This is a genomic window from Geobacillus sp. CCR (assembly GCF_052906625.1).
In genome coordinates, this window is sequence record NZ_JBREBQ010000016.1 from 44,500 (window position 1) to 60,463 (window position 15,964).

At 43.7% G+C, this 15,964-nt stretch carries 16 protein-coding genes; 8 read left to right on the forward strand and 8 right to left on the reverse strand.

What is annotated here, in order from left to right; all coding sequences use genetic code 11:
* The first annotated feature begins 251 nt into the window (after positions 1–251).
* The 3 genes from ACVBDQ_RS10010 to ACVBDQ_RS10020 are packed head-to-tail and all read left to right on the forward strand — an operon-like array spanning position 252 to position 4,513.
* On the forward strand, positions 252–1,400 hold the full coding sequence (locus ACVBDQ_RS10010; RefSeq protein ID WP_011230230.1) for an iron-containing alcohol dehydrogenase: 1,149 nt from the start codon (positions 252–254) through the stop codon (positions 1,398–1,400).
* A gap of 5 nt (positions 1,401–1,405) precedes the next feature.
* Entirely contained in the window at positions 1,406–3,046 is a 1,641-nt protein-coding gene (locus ACVBDQ_RS10015; protein ID WP_446663199.1) for an ATP-binding protein, read from the forward strand.
* A gap of 12 nt (positions 3,047–3,058) precedes the next feature.
* A complete protein-coding gene (locus tag ACVBDQ_RS10020) occupies positions 3,059–4,513 on the forward strand; it encodes a sigma-54-dependent transcriptional regulator (RefSeq protein WP_446663200.1) in 1,455 nt (484 codons plus the stop codon).
* Between the two features lie 35 nt (positions 4,514–4,548).
* Here ACVBDQ_RS10020 and adh read toward each other — a convergent pair whose 3' ends face one another.
* Positions 4,549–6,066 (reverse strand): aldehyde dehydrogenase, encoded by a 1,518-nt coding sequence (adh, locus tag ACVBDQ_RS10025; RefSeq protein WP_446663201.1) that lies wholly within the window; start codon positions 6,064–6,066, stop codon positions 4,549–4,551.
* Between the two features lie 327 nt (positions 6,067–6,393).
* Positions 6,394–7,404, reverse strand: coding sequence for an alcohol dehydrogenase AdhP (gene adhP, locus ACVBDQ_RS10030; protein WP_011230234.1), 1,011 nt, complete (start codon positions 7,402–7,404; stop codon positions 6,394–6,396).
* A gap of 98 nt (positions 7,405–7,502) precedes the next feature.
* On the opposite strand from adhP, the gene ACVBDQ_RS10035 reads away from it, so the two are divergent.
* Entirely contained in the window at positions 7,503–7,748 is a 246-nt protein-coding gene (locus ACVBDQ_RS10035; RefSeq protein ID WP_128082655.1) for a hypothetical protein, read from the forward strand.
* Positions 7,749–7,862: 114 nt separating this feature from the next.
* Entirely contained in the window at positions 7,863–8,183 is a 321-nt protein-coding gene (locus ACVBDQ_RS10040; protein WP_446663202.1) for a hypothetical protein, read from the forward strand.
* A gap of 127 nt (positions 8,184–8,310) precedes the next feature.
* Here the strand turns inward: ACVBDQ_RS10040 and ACVBDQ_RS10045 are convergent, their stop codons facing one another.
* The 4 genes from ACVBDQ_RS10045 to pdxR all read right to left on the reverse strand — a co-directional run bounded on the left by ACVBDQ_RS10045 (position 8,311) and on the right by pdxR (position 12,474).
* Complete coding sequence (locus tag ACVBDQ_RS10045) at positions 8,311–8,814, reverse strand: DUF1572 domain-containing protein (protein WP_081132280.1); 504 nt, start codon at positions 8,812–8,814, stop codon at positions 8,311–8,313.
* A gap of 355 nt (positions 8,815–9,169) precedes the next feature.
* Positions 9,170–9,949, reverse strand: coding sequence for an ABC transporter permease (locus ACVBDQ_RS10050; protein ID WP_223812640.1), 780 nt, complete (start codon positions 9,947–9,949; stop codon positions 9,170–9,172).
* A 4-nt stretch (positions 9,950–9,953) separates the two neighbouring features.
* Positions 9,954–10,679 carry an ABC transporter ATP-binding protein gene (locus tag ACVBDQ_RS10055; protein WP_011230240.1) on the reverse strand — a complete coding sequence of 242 codons (726 nt, stop codon included), beginning with the start codon at positions 10,677–10,679 and terminating at the stop codon, positions 9,954–9,956.
* Positions 10,680–11,094: 415 nt separating this feature from the next.
* Positions 11,095–12,474: a MocR-like pyridoxine biosynthesis transcription factor PdxR gene (pdxR, locus tag ACVBDQ_RS10060; protein ID WP_011230241.1), complete on the reverse strand. Its 1,380-nt coding sequence runs from the start codon at positions 12,472–12,474 to the stop codon at positions 11,095–11,097.
* A gap of 119 nt (positions 12,475–12,593) precedes the next feature.
* Here pdxR and ACVBDQ_RS10065 point away from each other — a divergent pair, with 119 nt between their 5' ends.
* The 3 genes from ACVBDQ_RS10065 to ACVBDQ_RS10075 are packed head-to-tail and all read left to right on the forward strand — an operon-like array spanning position 12,594 to position 14,603.
* Positions 12,594–13,202 carry an FMN-binding negative transcriptional regulator gene (locus ACVBDQ_RS10065; RefSeq protein WP_011230242.1) on the forward strand — a complete coding sequence of 203 codons (609 nt, stop codon included), beginning with the start codon at positions 12,594–12,596 and terminating at the stop codon, positions 13,200–13,202.
* Between the two features lie 29 nt (positions 13,203–13,231).
* A complete protein-coding gene (locus ACVBDQ_RS10070) occupies positions 13,232–13,873 on the forward strand; it encodes a LysE family translocator (RefSeq protein WP_014195068.1) in 642 nt (213 codons plus the stop codon).
* Positions 13,874–13,892: 19 nt separating this feature from the next.
* Positions 13,893–14,603: a B3/B4 domain-containing protein gene (locus ACVBDQ_RS10075; RefSeq protein ID WP_011230244.1), complete on the forward strand. Its 711-nt coding sequence runs from the start codon at positions 13,893–13,895 to the stop codon at positions 14,601–14,603.
* 321 nt (positions 14,604–14,924) lie between these two features.
* Here ACVBDQ_RS10075 and ACVBDQ_RS10080 read toward each other — a convergent pair whose 3' ends face one another.
* Both ACVBDQ_RS10080 and ACVBDQ_RS10085 read right to left on the reverse strand, forming a co-directional pair.
* Entirely contained in the window at positions 14,925–15,416 is a 492-nt protein-coding gene (locus ACVBDQ_RS10080; RefSeq protein WP_011230245.1) for a YajQ family cyclic di-GMP-binding protein, read from the reverse strand.
* A 202-nt stretch (positions 15,417–15,618) separates the two neighbouring features.
* Positions 15,619–15,750, reverse strand: a complete 132-nt coding sequence (locus tag ACVBDQ_RS10085; protein WP_008879040.1) for a DUF3941 domain-containing protein — start codon at positions 15,748–15,750, stop codon at positions 15,619–15,621.
* Between the last annotated feature and the right edge of the window lie 214 nt (positions 15,751–15,964).

The window sequence follows — 15,964 nt, forward strand, 5'->3', positions numbered from 1 at the left end:
TGAGAAGAACGAACATATCCGGGGTGTTGCGTCCTATAAAGGTCGGACAGTGTCAGGATTTTTGTTTGCAGGCAGTGCTCACCATGTTTGCCAAGTGTGTCATTAATCATAGAGGGATTTTCGTCTTGATCTCCCATTTCTCCTTCTCGTGCAGAAAATCAGGAGGATTTTTCATCCAGATGTCGAATGAGTGCTTAAAACATAAAGTTGTTGAGCAATAAAAAGAAGATGGCCAATAAGGGGGCACGAGGATGAACATTCATAAGTTCGTGATGCCCGAAGTGATTTTTGGTAACGGTTCCATTCATCAAGTAGGGGAAAGTTGTCTAAGGCTTGGTGCGACAAATGTGTTGATTGTCAGCGATCCAGGTGTTACGGAAGCTGGTTGGCTCGATGTTGTCATTAAGAGTTGCAGGCAAGTAGGATTAAAATACACGACATTTTGTGATGTAACAATAAATCCAAAGGACGAAGAAGTAAAAAAAGGCTGTGAAGCATATCTTGAGAATGAATGCGATGCTATCATTGGAATCGGTGGAGGCAGTTCTATTGATGCCGCAAAGGCTGTCGCCATTCTTGCTACAAACGGGGGACAAATTCATGAATATGAGGGAGTGGATAAAATTCAATTGCCCCTTCCTCCTCAAGTGATGGTTCCAACAACAGCAGGGTCAGGATCAGAAGTATCCCAATTTTCTGTTATTGTTAATACAAAAGAGAAAAAAAAGATGACGATCATTTCCCGATCTCTTATTCCTGATATTGCAATTATTGATCCAGAAACATTGTCGACAAAAAGCGCTCATTTAACTGCCTCAACAGGATTAGATGTTTTAACGCATGGCATTGAGGCGTATGTAAGTCTAGCAGCTACACCGCTTACAGACGTTCAAGCTCAAAACGCTATTTCTTTAGTAGGAAAATATTTGCGCCCTTCTGTCGCCTCTAAAATCAACCAAGAGGCAAAAACCAATATGGCAATGGCGAGTTTGCAGGCAGGATTGGCTTTTTCTAACGCGATTTTAGGCGCTGTTCATGCAATGTCCCATGCTGTCGGGGGAAGGTATCCTCTTCTTCATGGGGATATAAACTCTATATTGCTTCCGCATGTGATGGAGTTCAATCTGTTGGCGAATCCGAAAAAATTTGCTGATATTGCTTGTTTTCTCGGAATGGATACTCGTGGCATGTCTTATATGGAAGCGGGAAGAAAAACAATTGAATATGTAAAACAATTGGCAGAGGATATTGGGGTGCCACAGCGATTATCTGATATAGGAGTGAAACAAGAAGAAATACGGAAAATGAGTTTGGTTGCCTTTCATGACGCATGTATGATCACCAACCCTCGTGATATCACTGTAGAAGAAATTGAAGGAATATTCAGAAAGGCGTGGTAAACAAAATGAATGACCGGCAACAGCTCATTAGCCTTTTAACAGGAGTTCAATCTTCGAAAAAAAGTTATTACACAGAATTAAAAAAGATGGTGATAGAGTTAAAAAAGAAAAATATGCAGTTGGAGATTATTAACGATATTACCAAAAGTTTTAATATTGATATGTCAATGGATGAAATGTTAAAAAATAGTATAGATAAATTGAAAACAATTTTTCCAGTGGAACGAATCAGCTTATCGTTATGTGAAAATCATAAATTAGTGTTAACAAATGTATATCCCGCTCACTCTTTGTATTTTCCTATTGGTTTTGTTTTGCCAAAAGAGCGATCGCTCTATTGGCAAGTCATACAATCGCTCGAAAAAATTTTTTATCAAATAGAAGAAGACGAAGATTTGTATGTCGAAGTAGCTGTATATAACGCCTTGGGAATTCGCAGTGTGTTATTGATCCCCCTTATTAGCAAAGGGAAGGTGATCGGGGTACTGAGTATAGAAAGCAAGGAAAAAGTGGTGTATGATGAAAATGATCTGTCCTTTTTTCAGCAATTTTGCGACCAACTGGCAGTTTGCATTGAAAATGCCCGTCTTTATAATGAAGTACTTACCAGTAAAAAAGAATGGGAAGAAACGTTCCGTGCTGTTTCAGAAATGATATTCCTCATCGACCTAGAAGGGAATGTTTTGCGATATAACGATGCAGCTAACGAATTTTTTCAAGGTGACTTGTATAAAAAGGATATATGTAAATTGTTATCAATCAATCCGAAGGAAAGCCCGATCGTGGAAATTTTAGAAACAAAAAAACCTGTTCATCGGCGTATTCACATCCAACAGCGGGTATGTGAATTGCGTTCTTATCCCGTCTTAAATGAAAAACAAAATATGTATGCTGTTATTATGTATCTCAATGACATTACTGAAAAATTGCAGATTGAAGCCCAACTTGTTCAATCAGGAAAGTTAGCTGCAATTGGGGAAATGGCTGCTGGAATTGCGCACGAATTGAATAACCCTCTCACCGCCATTCTTGGCAATGCCCAACTGTTGTTGAGGTCTTTTTCAAAAGATGATCGTATATATAAACTGCTATTTGATATTTATTCATGCGGGAAGCGTTGTAAAACTATTATTCAAAATTTATTAACATTTTCAAGGCAAGATGAATATAGATTCGAGGACTGTTCTATAAATGATGCCGTTGAACAAGTATTAGGGTTAATTGGTGATCAAATTTGTAAACAAAATATTATTATTCAAAAAAGATTAGACGTTTCCATTGAATTGATTGAGGGAAACGTACAACAGATAAGCCAAATAGTTTTAAATTTATTAATAAATGCTAAAGATGCGCTTGAAGAGATAGATATTCCAGAGAAAATCATTGTTATAGAAACAAAGTCGATCGTTGAAGCTGGAGAGCATTGGGTTGTTCTATCGGTTCGTGACAACGGAAAAGGAATAGAAGAACAATATTTACAGGAGATTTTTAATCCATTTTTTACAACGAAGAGGCCAGGGAAGGGAACCGGACTTGGGCTGTCTGTCAGTTTAGGGATTGCTGAGGCGCATGGTGGAACGATTGAGGTGGTCAGCGAACTTGGTAAAGGAAGTGAGTTTATATTAAAACTTCCAAAAAAGAAATAAGGGGGGAGATGAGTGGGGAATATTTTAGTTATTGATGATGAAAGGGAAGTTGGGACGTTTTTCCAACATTTATTAGAAGGAAGAGGGAACAAGGTTAAGCTTGGATTTAGTGGGGAAGATTTTTTTCAGTTGATTCAACAATACAAGTTTGATCTTGCTTTCATCGATGTGAAACTTCCAGATGCAAATGGTTTAAATTTATTAAAACAGTTAAAACGCTCATGTCCTTCTTGTAAAGCTGTTGTAATGACAGGCTATAGCACAGTAAAGACAGCGGTTGAAGCGATTAAACATGGAGCAAACGACTATATTGAAAAGCCGTTTGACGATATTGAACAGTTAGAGCGATTAATCGATGAATTATTAAGTGATGGTCCTCTTTCATCCCAAGATGATATGTATAAGCTGGCTGAGACGCTCGGTTTCATTGTTGGAACAAATAAAGAGATGAATGATTTGCTTAAATTGGCTTATAAAATTGCGAAAAAAAATGTGAACGTGTTGATTGAAGGAGAGACGGGGACTGGAAAAGAAGTGCTCGCTCATTTTATCCACAACGCGAGCATGCGCTATGACCAGCCTTTTATTGGGGTGAATTGTGGCGCTGTTTCGGAAACACTGTTAGAAAGCGAATTGTTTGGACATGAAAAAGGGGCGTTCACAGGAGCGGTAAAGGAGAAAAAGGGGATTTTTGAAATTGCTAACCGTGGCACGTTATTTTTAGATGAAATTGGAGAAGCGTCTCTCGCGACGCAAGTAAAACTGTTAAGAGTGCTAGAAACAGGGGAGTATATTCGCGTCGGGGGTGAAACGATCCGCAAAACGAATACACGCATTATTGCTGCTTCGCATGTCAATCTGGCAAAAGCGGTCGAGGAGAAGACGTTTAGAGAGGATTTATTATATAGATTAGATGTTGTGAAACTTACCATTCCTCCGCTTCGAGAGCGGCTCGAAGATCTTCCAATTTTGATTGATTATTTTTTAAAAAAACTAAATACACCTCTATCGTTTTCAGAGGACTGTATTTCCCAGATGAAACAGTATCATTGGCCGGGGAATGTGAGAGAATTGTTTAATGTTGTTAAAAGGGCGGTAACTTTAGCGGAAGGAGAAACAGAGGTGATCACCCTTGACTATTTGCCGGAGAAGCTTAAGATTCCGTTGCATTTAGGGCAAGTATCGAATAGCGTGCGAAGTCCAAAAGATGGAGTAGAAGACTTAGAAGCTTATTTGCAAGAATGGATGAATGGTGTGCTAGCACTATGGAGAAACAGTGATCGGTTAGATCTTGAACATGTATTATCTTCAGTGAAAGAACTAGAAACGAAAATCGGCCGATCTTTTGTACTGAAAATGTTAAAAGAAACGTTAGGAAATCGTAAAGAAGCAGCAGAACGGTTAAATATCACCGTACGAACATTAAGATATTTATTAAAAGAAAAAGGAGCTGATCCAAAAGCGTAAATGGCTTTCGGATCAGCTTTTTGTTGCTTGATTGATCAGAAAAATCCTAATGGTTTTGGATTGTAGCTAACGAGTAAATTTTTCGTTTGTTGATAGTGCGCTAACATCATATGATGGGTTTCACGACCGATCCCAGATTGTTTATATCCTCCAAAAGCAGCATGGGCCGGATAAGCATGATAGCAATTTGTCCAAACTCTTCCTGCCTGAATGCCTCTTCCGAAACGATAGGCCAAGTTGATGTTTCTCGTCCATACCCCGGCACCAAGGCCGTACAACGTATCATTAGCAATCTCCAAAGCCTCCTGTTCATCTTTAAACGTTGTTACTGAGACTACTGGACCGAAAATTTCTTCTTGGAAAATGCGCATTTTATTATGTCCTTTAAATACAGTTGGCTTGATATAATACCCGTTTTCGAATCCAGGGACTATGTTTTTTTCGCCGCCGATTAGGCATTCGGCGCCCTCTTGTTTTCCAATATCAATGTATGCAAGAATTTTTTCCATTTGTTCTGCTGAAGCTTGCGCTCCCATCATTGTGCTTGTATCAAGCGGATTTCCTGTTCGAATCTTTTTCACACGTTCAAGAGCGCGCTCCATAAATTCGTCATAAATGGACTCATGGATGAGAGCACGAGAAGGGCACGTACAAACCTCGCCCTGGTTTAAAGCGAACATGACAAATCCTTCAATCGCTTTATCTAAAAAGTCATCGTCTTTTTCCATTACATCAGGAAAGAAGATGTTTGGGGATTTGCCGCCCAATTCCAGTGTAACAGGAATAATATTTTGTGAAGCGTATTGCATAATCAGCCGCCCTGTCGTTGTTTCACCGGTAAACGCGATTTTGGCGATACGTGGACTAGAAGCTAATGGTTTGCCAGCTTCTAATCCGAACCCGTTGACAACATTGAGCACTCCAGGCGGCAACAGATCACCAATCAACTCCATAAGCACCATAATCGATGCTGGAGTTTGTTCAGCTGGTTTTAGCACAATGCAGTTTCCGGCAGCAAGCGCAGGAGCAATTTTCCATGCTGCCATCAATAATGGAAAATTCCATGGGATAATTTGCCCGACAACGCCGAGTGGTTCATAAAAATGGTACGCGATCGTATCGTCGTCAATTTGGCTGATTGTTCCTTCTTGAGCGCGTATGGCTCCAGCGAAATAACGAAAATGATCGATGGCTAAAGGAAGGTCAGCGTTTAATGTTTCACGGATTGGTTTGCCGTTATCCCATGTTTCGGCAACCGCTAACATTTCCAAGTTTTCTTCCATGCGATCAGCGATTTTATTTAAAATCAACGCTCTGTCAGCCGGTGATGTTTTTCCCCAAGCTTCTTTTGCCGCGTGTGCTGCATCTAACGCCAATTCAATATCCTCAGCCTGCGAGCGTGCTACTTCACAAAATACTTCTCCTGTTATGGGTGTAATATTTTGGAAATATCGACCCGAAATAGGCGGCACCCATTCTCCGTTAATATAGTTATCGTATCTTGCTTTGAATTGAACTTTTGCGTCTCTTTCACCTGGTTTGCTGTAAATCATTTGCATTCCTCCTTGTGTCATAAAGTTTCAGAAAGATGTTTAAATTAAGCTATTTTCCATTCAGATATACTCTTATGGCCATTGCGTCTTATAAAGTAGCTGCTCTTAGGGGAGGGGGAATCGTCCCCTAAGAGCTTGATATAATAGGCACCGTAATGTTTTCTAGAAAGCAGATGATAGGCGTTGTGGTGGAACAGGTCGATTTCTCAAAATGGGAAACCTTATGATATCAATCCACTCCTAAACCAAAAACAGACAATGCCGAAAAAATCGCTATTTTCCATCGTTCCTCTAGGAAATTTAGGGTTGTTCTTCTGCTGCTTTGTGTTACATTGTTAAAACAACGCGGCCATTGATTTGACCTTTTTCCATCCGTTCAAATACTTCGTTAATTTTTTCTAATGGTACCGCTTCCACAATAGGGCGAACTTTTCCGCGTGCGGCGAAATCTAGAGCTTCTTGCATATCTTTTCGTGTACCGACGATCGAACCTTTTATCGTAACGCCATTTAATACAGTGTCAAAAATAGGAATCGGCAGTTCATCGTGAGGCAGTCCAACTATGACAAGGCAGCCGCCGCGTCGCACGGATTGATAAGCTTGTTCGAACGCTTTTTTCGTTACAGCAACGCTAATAGCCGCTTGTACTCCGCCTACTTTTTCACGAATGGCTGCTACAGGGTCTTCTTGCAATCCATTGATCGTAATATCAGCACCCAACTTTGCCGCAAGTTCTGCCTTTTCATCACTGATATCAACAGCAACAACATTTAATCCCATTGCCTTGGCATATTGAAGAGCAATATGGCCCAATCCCCCGATTCCATAAATAGCGACCCATTCGCCAGGCTTGGCATTTGAAACTTTTAATGCTTTATACGTTGTGACCCCAGCACAAAGAATAGGAGCAACTTGTACGGGATCGAGGTTTTTAGGAATTCGTGCGACATAATTGGCCGGGGCTTTGCAATATTCTGCATAACTGCCATCGACAGAGTATCCACCGTTTAATTGATGTGGACAAAGTGTTTCTTGACCGCTTAAACAATATTCACATTCACCGCATGCTGAGTATAACCATGGAATGCCAACACGGTCGCCAATTTGGATTGATTTCACTCCCTCACCGATCTCAACAACAATTCCTACCCCTTCATGACCAGGAATAAGTGGAAGTTTCGGTTTTACCGGCCAATCCCCATGAGCCGCATGCAAATCGGTATGGCAGACGCCACAAGCTTCAATTTTCACAAGCACTTCGCCATATCCTAGTTTTGGTTTCTCCACTTCTTCAATTTGAAGTTTTTGCTTGAATTTGTGAACAACGGCGGCTTTCATTTCTCACCATCTCCTTATAAAGTTTTTTGGTTTCGCCTACTATGAAACGCAAAAATCGTGCCAAGTAATAATGGTGAAGAAGAGGGGGTGGTGATAAAGTGAAAGAACATTTAAAACAAGCAAGTTCTCAATTTGAAAAGTCGACTTCCTCAGAATTTGCGAATAAACGGTTGGAAGAAATAAACATGCTTCAACAGCTCCTAAAGAGATTTGATAGGGGAAGCGTGCCAAGATTTCGTCCATTTTCTCCAAATGTTCGGCAATTTTGTTCGAAAATTCGAACTTATCAAATGAGTGTCCCAAAAGAGATAGGACACCTTTTCTTATTGCCGAATAACGCATGAACTCTCTGCTCGAAGATGATTGTGATGAGTGTTTGAATATTTGGAAAAAGGAAGAGGGGGAATGGAAAGAGAAGTATAAAATATTACCTCACCTTGATGAAAGGGGTCGAAAACATGCATAAACACTTGCCCATGGAAGAAGATGTGATGGATTTGCTCATTGGTGGTTTTTCCGGCGTGATGTTGGTCGCCATCATAACGGTTGTTTTTCTTTGGCGGAAGGACCGGCCGCGTCGTTCCGCATGGCATTGGATTTTTGCTCATTTTCTGCTGTTCTCTATTGCCGCCTACTTTGCATTGAGAGCAATCAAGTTTGATCTTACCCATGTGCAGGCATCTGAAGAAATCTCCCTCCTTCTTGGCAAGGCGGGGATGGCGTGGGGAGCGGGGATGGTTTGTTTGTTGGTCGGTATTGTGAAACTTTCAAGGCGCTGACCGTGATCCCGATAAGTGATAGGATTGGGAAGGAACAACAAGCAACAAAAAGAAGCCATCCACCTTTATCGGCTGACGGTTCCGAGGGGTGGATGGCGTTTGCAAGATGATTCGAGTAAGGAGTTGCCTATGTTGTTTTTCGATTTCTTGGTATGGTCAGTGTTTTCCAGTTGTTTGCGTTCAGCTGTTTCGCGATATAGACGATTTGCCCGATATGATACGAATAATGGTACATTTGCCGCTCAATGGCTTCGATGACGGAATGGGGTTCGCCGCGGATCGTGACCGTCCGCAACAAATCCGTTTCTTGCAGTTCGTTCAGCGTCTGAAAGAAAGCAGACCACCCCTTTTCCCAGCAATCCATGACTTCTTTGCGCGTATGGAAGTCGTTAATAAACTCATCATCGCGGTTTCGGTCCGGTTTTTCCCCATCCGATGACAAAAAGTCTGTCCAGCGCGACACCATATTTCCGCTCATATGTTTGACAATGATGGCGATGCTGTTTGTCTCCTCATGAAAGCAATGGAACAGCTGTTCCTCCGAACATTGGTCCATAGCCCGTTCGGCGGTCTTTTTCATGTCGAGAAAGCGCGCGCGCACCACTCGCAAATATTCTTGGCCGATGTTCATTCACACACCTCCGTCAAAGAAATGCCATCTCTTTTATTCGCCGTCGATGCGGTGATTTCTTTCTATGTGACGGCAAAAAAAAAGCAACGCCTTGGGCGGACATGACTATGGGTCATGTTTTCGAAGCAGGCGAGTGAATAATCAGATCATAGCGGCACTCTTCGTTGCCTGTGTTCATAAATTGATGTTCGCAGGCGGCGTTGTAATAAAGAGAGTCCCCTTCGTGCAAGACGTCCGTGTTATGAAACCTCCTTTGCTTTCCTTGATTGTCGAAGATGCATTCGGCATGGTCGCGAAAACATCCTCTCGATTTTCGCCGAAAGGGTGCGAAATGTGAGGGATAACGTCCGCTCTTTTATACGTAGCTTCCGATTTTTCCGTTTTTTCTCGCCCAATGCCATTGTTGCTTCAAGACCAATGAGCCCATGGCCAGCCATAATAGCGAGATGCCGAGAGCAGGAAAGAATACGGGCCATCCTTCATTCACTCCTTGCACGGCCCAAGAAAGGGGAGAAAAGTAGTTGAGAATATGAAACGCTGTCGGCAATAAATTTGAAGATAGAAAAAAACCTGAGAAGATTAATAAATAATAAAGCAGCACCTCGGTAACGGCTCCGACTTGTTTTAAGCGAAGGGACAGTCCTAAAATGAACACACCGATTCCCGTCATCCCGATTAGGCTTACGCCGCCAAATACGACGATCTCCGTTATCATGGATAATATTCCCGAGAGAATTTCGGAAAATCCAATCATCAAAGCCGCACAGATGAAAAAGAGCACTACCCACACGGATGATAATGCGATTTCCGCGATCACTACGCCCATTAAAACTTGCCATGGGGGAGTCTTGGTGGAAAGTACCTGCTCTGCCGTGCCGAGATACGCTTCCTCGATCACCGTGTTGCCGAGCTTTGAGATCAAATGAGCGCTTAAGTACCAAAGGCTGAAACCGAACAGTTTGAGCGTCGCTTCCTTTCCGGTTTGTATCGGGCTTGCGTACAGCGTACCGAGAAAAAAGACAAATTTAATGATAAGGCCAACGGTAAAATCGAACCAATACCGACGATACTCTGCCCTTTTTTTCAAAAAGGAAGCCAATACTACATTCAAGATTTGCAGGGGCAACCGACTCACCTCCTTAGACGGATAGGTTGGAACGAATAGCGGCCAAAAAATGAGTTTCAAGGTCGGCTGGAGTTGAAAAATGTTCTTTCGTGCCGCTCCAAACGATTTTTCCGCCTTGAATAAAGACAAACTTATTTCCAACGGCGTGGGCAAAAGGAATGTCGTGGGTGGTGATGAGAACGGCTTTCCACCATTGGTTTTCTTCCGTTAACATGGTTCGGATATGATGTTGCGACTCAACATCAAGGCCAAGAGTTGGCTCATCAAGGAACAAAAACGGCGCTCCTTTCATTAAGGCGATCGCAAATGCCAGTTTTTGTTTCATCCCACGTGAAAGGGTTTGGGTAAGACGCTCAGCGTATGGGGTTAGATTCAACACGGCCATCATTCGTTCGGCTCTTCGTTTTGCTTCAGCACGACTCCATTTGTTCAGCAAGCCGAAGTATAAGAGATTTTCCAAAACAGTTAAATAAGAATAGGAGTTGTCAGCTTCTTCAAATACGACCGCAATCGACTCGCGCGCTTCATCTGGATGGCGGACAACATCTACTCCATTGACATAGATGCTGCCGCTGTCTGGTGCAGTAAGCCCGATGATGCATCTTATTAAAGTAGTTTTTCCGGCTCCATTCGGCCCTAAAAGAATAAGTCGATCCCCTTCAACCAGTTCAAGGGAAACATTATGTAATACTTGGCGGTTTGGCGGATAGATTTTGTTTACGTCTTGCACGGCAATCATTTTTTTCTACCCTTTCCATTTAATAAGCTAGGGTGGTCTTGAAAAATCTTGAGGACCACCCGAAAGGATTATTACCAACTCGCTGGGACTTGAGACGGAGCATGTTTTAGTATGTCGTCACTTGTTGGAATAGGAGGGACCACAGTAAGAGAACCATGTCCTTCCAGTCGATAGAAAAGCTCTGTAGAAATACTGGTGGAAAGTTCAATAGCTATATCAATTTTGCACCACATATTAAATGGTCTATGATTTTTTCCACCCATATTCTCTTTCCCCTTTAGTGTATTATACAAAAAAACAAAAAAATGTAAATATTTAAAATTAACGTGACATTAGAAACCGATCAAAAATACACGCCAAGACAGGGATTCCGTGAGCTTGTGTAAAAAGAGGGGCGTTTTCCGTGAAGTCGTCGTCAACACCATGCTTTTTTGAGCAGTTTTACTCCAAGCTCAATATCCTCGAGCGACAAGCCGCTAAAACCGAGCTTGATCATGGGTCGGTCTGGCCGTTGGTTCACAAAATAGCGCGAAGTGGGATACACTTTTACCCCACACGATAGGGCGCGTTGAAGTAGCTGTTCTTCTGAACAATCGGAATGAACTTTGATTAACACGTATAAACCGGACTGTTCGCCAATAATGGAGATCATATCCCCAAATGCTTTTCGCAGTAGTGATGTTAAATGCTCCATTTTTCGTTTGTACACGAGGCGCATGCGTTTAATATGGCGGCCCCATTCCCCCTCCTCCATAAATTTGGCCATCGCCAATTGGCTGAGGATGGACGCAGTGCTTTCGAAAAGGCGAAACTGCTGCTGATAACGGTACAAAAGCGACGGCGGCAACACCATGTAGCTTAAGCGAATCCCAGGCAGAAACGATTTTGAGAAATTGCCCAGATAAATGACTTTTGTGGAATCAATGGAAGCAAGAGCAGGAAACGGCTTTTGCGTGTAACGGAATTCGCTGTCGTAATCGTCCTCGATAATATAGCCATCGACGTTGTTCACCCATTGAATGAGCCTGTGCCGTTGCTGGATCGGCATGCTGACTCCCATCGGGCTTTGATGTGAAGGGGTGACATAGATGAGCCGCGATCGCCTGTTCTCGAGCGGTGAAAGATCGATGACGGTTTCGGAAACAGGCACCGTTTCCAGCTGAAAGCGGTGAAACAAAAACGCTTCTCTGGCGCCGTCATAACCAGGGTCTTCGACGATCACGCTGTTGAATTCATCTTTTAGAATATAGCCAAGGGAGAGAAGCATTTGCTGCGTGCTGCTTCCGATGATGATGGCGTTTGGCTCTGTGATCACCCCGCGGGATTCGAGAAGGTAGATGGCGATTTGCTTGCGCAAGCATAATTCCCCAAACGGATCCCCATAGCGGAAACATCCTTTGGCCGTCAATACTTGATTGGAAATTCTTCTCCATGCTTTAACGGGAAAATGATCGGCATCGACGGTATCGGCGCGAAAATCGACAACAACGGACGTTGCTGCTTCCCTTGCCGATTGGCGTGCAGAAATGCGGGCTTTTGGAATGAAAAGAGGTTCCACTTCATTGGCAAAATACCCTTTTCGTTTTTCCGCGCGAATATATCCTTCCGCTACCAGCTGTTCGTAAGCCATTAAAGTTGTGTTCCGGCTGACATTCAATGATTCGGCGAGTTGGCGAATGGAAGGTAGCGGCTCATTGGCTTGAATGTCGCCTTGTTCAATCAATGATTTCAATTTTTCGTAGATTTGCTTGTATTTAGGCGAGCCGTCCTTCAAGTCAAAAATGATCGTCTTCATGTTCATCCTCCTGACATGTTTATTTTTTTGTTATTGTCACTTTTTTTATGTCAGTTTTGATTATATTATACATTGTGAAGAATGGAATGCTGTAATTGAAAAGATGGGGGAGAGGACTGATGTATATTCCGAAGCATTTTGCCATCAACGATATGTCTGTCGTCTATGAGGTGATCGAGGAGAACAGTTTTGCCACCTTGGTGTCGATGCATCAAGGGGAGCTGTTTGCTACCCATTTGCCGCTGTTGCTCGATCGGGAGAAAACGTGTTTGTACGGCCATTTTGCCCGTTCTAATCCGCAATGGAACGACATTCAACGTCAGACGGTCTTGGCGATTTTCCACGGTCCGCATTGTTATATTTCTCCTTCCTGGTATGAAACGAACCAGGCGGTGCCAACATGGAATTATGTGAATGTCCATGTGTACGGGAACGTGGAGTTGATCGACGATGAAGAAGAAATCATGCAGTCGCTGCACGATATGGTAGAAAAATACGAAGCGCCGGGCAGCCGTTACCAGCTGTCAGAGGTCGATGCCGGGATGCTGTCCGGCATGAACAAAGGAATTCAAGCCTTCAAAATCATCATCAAGCGAATCGAGGGAAAAGCCAAGTTAAGCCAAAATCATCCTGCATACCGACAAGAACGGATCATCAAGCAACTCGAGCAAATGCCATTTGAAAACGAAAAGCGAATCGCTTCCCTGATGAAAAAGCAACAGCAGTGAAATAGAAAATGAAGGAGTGAGATGTGAGGATGGGGCTTTCGACGATCGGTGTGTTTATAGTGGCAGCCGCGGCACTGCTCATCGTCCCCGGACCGGCGGTATTGTACATTGTGTCTAGAAGCATCGGTCAAGGAACGAAAGCAGGAGTTGTAGCGGTGTTTGGCGTGGCATTGGGTGGCGCTGTCCATGTTGTCCTTGGAGCCGTGGGCGTTTCCGCGATTTTGATGACATCGGCGGCTGCCTTTACGATGATCAAATATTTAGGAGCCGTTTATCTTATCTATTTGGGAGGCAAAACGTTATTTTTTGCTTCCACCAAGGATGAGGAAATCCCGAACACGAAGGCCAAGGAGAAAACATTGGCGCAAGTGTTTTACGAATCTCTATTTGTCGAAGTGACCAATCCAAAAACAGCGCTCTTTTTTCTTGCCTTTTTTCCGCAATTTATTTCGCCTTCTGCTGGATTGGTGGCTGGTCAATTTTTGCTTTTAGGGGCGATATTTGTTGTTCTCGCCTTGCTAAATGACAGCTTGTACGCCATGTTGGCCGCGGGCATCCGCAAACGGCTGGCTGCCAAGAAAGGAAGCATGAAGGTGATGAACCGGGTGGCGGGCTGTTGCTATATCTTGTTAGGACTATTCTCCGCCTTGGCGAGCCCTTCAAAACCGTAAGAGAATGGAGGAGTGGATGATGACACGTTTTGTTGTTGAAGACGATGTTTGGGCCATATTTCCCCACGCCAAAATCGGTGTGGTCGTTGCCCAAGGGATTGACAACGGCATCAAGAATGCCAGCGTTTACGAACAAATGCTGCGAGAGGCGGAGAAAGAGGCGCGGAAATTCCTGGAGTTTGAAGAATTGAGCCGCAACCCCGTCATCGTTGTTTGGCGAGAGGCGTTTCGGCGATTCAAAACGAAAAAAGGGGCGCGTTGTTCGGTTGAAGCGCTGCTGAAACGAGTGAAAAACGGTCAGCACATCCGAACGATCAACCCGCTTGTGGATATTTATAATTCTGTTTCATTGCGTTACGGGCTTCCATGCGGAGGGGAGGATATCGACACGTTTGTCGGCGACATCCGGCTGGCGCTGGCGGATGGTCATGAACCGTTCATCCCGTTGGGAGGCGAGGAAAACGACCCGCCGTATGAAGGAGAAATCGTGTATAAAGATGACGTGGGCGCCATATGCCGCTGCTGGAATTGGCGGGAAGCCCAACGAACGATGCTCACCGAACAGACGAAGCACGCCTTCCTTTGCATCGAATCGATTGATGAAACAAGGAATGAGGTTCTTTACCAAGCGCTGGAAGAATTGGCTTCCTCCATACGCCGTCATCTCGGGGGCACAGTGAAGACGCACATCGTGGATATTCACCATCCAGAAATATCGATAACGGATTAAGGACCATTTTATCCGTCTTGCTTTAATTGCTGCGGCGCTTGGCCGCTCCGGTGGGGAAGGAGAAGCGATGCGACTCGCCGAGCCGATTGTCGACATGGCACTCGCCTTCATTGTGTTTGGTGTGCTCGTTGGGCGGTGGTTAGCATGTAGAGGCCGCCTGCTTACTTCAGTACCTGATATCATGCGCTCGCTTTTCCCAAAAGATGAGCTGTTTTTTTCTTGCTATAAGAATTATAGGGAGCTTGCCAGCTGGCTTCTCCTTCAAATTTTCTATCGTTCTGCTTGTAAAACAAAAAGCGGATGGAGGCTTGCCTCATCCGCTTATCGATAATTCACAAACTGCACCTCAATCGGCAAATCCGCTTCGCGAATGGCGGCGATCACCTTTTGCAAGTCGTCTTTGCTTTTGCCGCTGACGCGAATTTGGTCATCTTGCACTTGGCTTTTCACTTTCAAGCCGGTGTTCTTGATGATCGTGGTGATTTTTTTCGCGTTTTCTTTGTCGATCCCTTGGACAAGCTTGGCGCGCTGGCGCACTGTGCCGCCTGCGGCCGGCTCGATTTTGCCGTATTGGATGTTTTTCGTCGCCACCCCGCGTTTAATGAGCTTGCCGATGAGCACATCTTTCAGCTGCTCAAGCTTAAACTCGTCGTCGGAGATGAGAACGAGCTCGTCTTTCTCGAGCGAAATGTCGCTTTTGCTTCCTTTGAAGTCGTAGCGCGTTTTGATTTCTTTCATGGCGATGTTAATGGCGTTCGCCACTTCCGACAAATCGACTTTGGATACGATATCAAACGAACTTTCTTTCGACATACGTGACCTCCCGGGCGTGTGATGTACTTTCATTATAGAAAAAGGTGGGAGGAAAGACAACAATGATCAAAGGGGCAAGAAGGTTAGTTTCGTCCTTTATCCGGAAGAGGCCGGCATGTAGCACCATGCTGAAAGCGGGACTTGATGCAGGGGGAACAATGTGAAAAAGGCGGTGTTTCGGCCGCCTTTTTTGTCATTTTGCTCACAAATGATCCGTCTTCTTCGAATACGCGAACTTCCCGGCTTCGCGGTTTTTCTCGCGCATCATGTTTTTCTCATGGCGCTTCGCTTGGTTGTCGCGCGCTTTTTTGTCATTGTCGCTTGTGTTTGGCATCGGCAGCCCCCTCCTTTTGTTTCGATCGTCCATCATTAGTATGCGGTAAATGGAAATGAACTATATGGAAATAGGGGAAGGTAGTTTGTGGAAAGATAAATTGAGAATTTTTCTTAACAAATGGTTCGCTTCAGAGTATAATTAAGTACAAAAATAGAGATAAATGTTTGTAATAGGGTAGATATAGGTGTTTAACGATCATTTTTTATCTAAA

Coding starts and splice junctions, on each gene's coding strand:
- ACVBDQ_RS10010 (WP_011230230.1), top strand. CDS start 252: ATGAACATTCATAAGTTCGTGATGCCCGAAGTGATTTTTGGTAACGGT.
- ACVBDQ_RS10015 (WP_446663199.1), top strand. CDS start 1,406: ATGAATGACCGGCAACAGCTCATTAGCCTTTTAACAGGAGTTCAATCT.
- adh (WP_446663201.1), bottom strand. CDS start 6,066: ATGATTTACAGCAAACCAGGTGAAAGAGACGCAAAAGTTCAATTCAAA.
- adhP (WP_011230234.1), bottom strand. CDS start 7,404: ATGAAAGCCGCCGTTGTTCACAAATTCAAGCAAAAACTTCAAATTGAA.
- ACVBDQ_RS10040 (WP_446663202.1), top strand. CDS start 7,863: ATGCATAAACACTTGCCCATGGAAGAAGATGTGATGGATTTGCTCATT.
- ACVBDQ_RS10045 (WP_081132280.1), bottom strand. CDS start 8,814: ATGAACATCGGCCAAGAATATTTGCGAGTGGTGCGCGCGCGCTTTCTC.
- ACVBDQ_RS10055 (WP_011230240.1), bottom strand. CDS start 10,679: ATGATTGCCGTGCAAGACGTAAACAAAATCTATCCGCCAAACCGCCAA.
- pdxR (WP_011230241.1), bottom strand. CDS start 12,474: ATGAAGACGATCATTTTTGACTTGAAGGACGGCTCGCCTAAATACAAG.
- ACVBDQ_RS10065 (WP_011230242.1), top strand. CDS start 12,594: ATGTATATTCCGAAGCATTTTGCCATCAACGATATGTCTGTCGTCTAT.
- ACVBDQ_RS10070 (WP_014195068.1), top strand. CDS start 13,232: ATGGGGCTTTCGACGATCGGTGTGTTTATAGTGGCAGCCGCGGCACTG.
- ACVBDQ_RS10075 (WP_011230244.1), top strand. CDS start 13,893: ATGACACGTTTTGTTGTTGAAGACGATGTTTGGGCCATATTTCCCCAC.
- ACVBDQ_RS10080 (WP_011230245.1), bottom strand. CDS start 15,416: ATGTCGAAAGAAAGTTCGTTTGATATCGTATCCAAAGTCGATTTGTCG.
- ACVBDQ_RS10085 (WP_008879040.1), bottom strand. CDS start 15,750: ATGCCAAACACAAGCGACAATGACAAAAAAGCGCGCGACAACCAAGCG.